Raw genomic sequence first — 2,465 nt, 5'->3', positions numbered from 1 at the left:
GAGCACTACCGATGTAACACTAAGTGTTGTCATTTCAGGAAAATTACAAGTAGGTGTAGGTTTTTGCGATGTACTTTCAGCAAGAGGTTACGTTGCTACAACATTCCAATTTGATTTGAGTTTTGCAAACGGTCAGCCCGGTACACTGATAACGGCAGCCGGCGGTGTGGGATTCGACTTATTATTCTTCTCCGTTGATGTAGATGTAGTCAAATATACAAAAGGTTGGGGTACTCTTGAGCATGCCTCTGAATTTGATTTCTTCAACGGACTTATGACCGATGATGATATTAAATTAACTCCATACAGTAACGGCACATCTGATTTATCTACTTTCGGAAAAAATGATGATATTCAGCTTACCGCAACAGAAAAAGTTGTAAGCTGTAAACAATTAATAAATGATGTCGCAGACAGAACGAGACCTCATATTATCCCTCTTGATGACGGTAAGAAGATGCTTACATTTATAGACGATTCGAGAGATCGTGCCGAATACAACGGAGCAACTCTGTATTATTCGATATTTGACGGTACTCATTGGTCTATTCCTAAAGCAGTAGCAGACGACGGTACACCTGATTCAATACACACACTTAAAAAGATAGGTGACAAAGTTATTATCGCATGGACCGATGTTAAAGACGCATTTGCGGGTGTGGAAACTTCAAGAGAAAAGCTTTCATCAATCGGTATTTCTTGTGCAATATACGATACAAAAACCAACAAAATGGGCAAAGAAATCAGTATTGTACACGACAGATACCTTACTTTAAATCCACAAATTGATGTTGACGGAGATATGCTTTATATAAGCTATGTCAAGCTTGATGTGTCAAAATTAGGCAACAGTAACAGTGACCTATTACAGCTTGAAAAATCATTCTCTAATATAGCCTATGTAAAATACGATATGAGCACAGGAAAGTCTTATGATGAAACCATAATTCCGATACCTCATAAAACAATCAGCTCTCCTATTGCATTGGATTATAATTCGGCAACAATAAATATAAATAACGAAAGTTATTTAATTTCAAGTTACACTATTGATGAAGACGAAGATTTACAAACAGGTGACGACAGAGAGCTTTATCTGCAAATTCAAAACCTAACAACCGGGCAAGCATATTTCCCGATACAAATTACAAATGACAGTATATCTAATTCATTACCTAAACTTACCAACATTAACGGTGAATTGTACCTGACATGGTTGGATAACGGATATATGTTTAAAATTATGAATCTTTCGGATATGTTATCTTCAATGTTTAACGCAGATTCAAACGGAGATATGACAGACTTGATTAATGCCGATACGGTAAACAGTGCATACAAAAACGGCGAAATGACCGATGATAACAAAAATGCCGATTGGTATAAAAAGACTGCAGCTGAACTCGGTATGTCAGACGACGTATATGAAAACAGCATTTACGAAGCCTTGTACAACGGTACATTTAATGTCACAAGTGCAAACTTCCAAGGTAATGACGACCTTTGCACAAGTATAGGAAACTATATTGTAACATCCAACGGTGAAGATATTTATATTTATTACACAGAATTAAGTCAAGACAGTACAAAGAACGGTACTGAAATATACGGTGTACGTTATCAGCGTGGCACAAATAACGGTTATTGGAAGTTCGGCAATTCGGTACAAATTACCGATTTCGGTATGGTTATTGACGAACTTGACCTATATATGACTGATGATAATAAAATATCAGCTGTTTCAAACTACTACAAGCAATGGATTGATGAAAGCGATGCAGATTCACCTATGAAATACAGTGAAAACACCCTTGTAACCATTGACTTTGAACCAGTAAGTTCTCTTGAAATTAAAGGCAGCAATATTATTCTTCCGTCAAAGATTTATCCGAATTATTCGGAAGATATAACATTCACTATTGCGAACACAGGTTTGCTTGACGCAAAGGGTTATGATTTAAAAGTAACGGATAAAAACGGAAATATACTTTACGAGGGCAGTTCTGACAACATAATCGAATCCGGTAATTCGATAAATGTCAGTGTACCATGGACAGTTCCGAGCAACTTGGAAAATGAAGAAGTTACAGTTACGGTAACTGAACGCGGAATTGAAAATGCAAAGCCTGTATCTGCCACAAAAGCCATCCCGTATGATACAAGACTTGATGTATCGAGCTTTGAAATCAAACACGATGATAACGGTTATTATGCATCTGCAACAGTTACAAACAACGGTTCTAAACCGTCCGACGAAATAAATGTAACGCTAAATAATACCGCCGACAAAACTTTCGGCACTACTTCCCTACCTCAACTTGCGAGCGGTGAAAGTAAAGATATTACAGTTCCGTTTGAGATAGATAAAGCTGATTTCAACAATTTAGGATATATAGACTTTAAACTTTCAGCAGTAAGCGGTGAAAACACATCTAACGCATATACCATGTTTAGCTGTTATAAAC

Annotated in this window: 1 protein-coding gene; it reads left to right on the top strand. The window is 36.9% G+C overall.

The window, feature by feature from the left end:
* Positions 1–2,465: hypothetical protein (locus ACLTU0_RS11690; RefSeq protein ID WP_412322614.1), on the top strand; the 2,465-nt coding region annotated here is incomplete at both ends.

This window comes from Hominilimicola sp. (assembly GCF_046972485.1).
Taxonomy (GTDB): domain Bacteria; phylum Bacillota; class Clostridia; order UBA1381; family UBA1381; genus Hominilimicola; species Hominilimicola fabiformis.
This window is presented reverse-complemented; position numbering and strand designations above follow the sequence as displayed.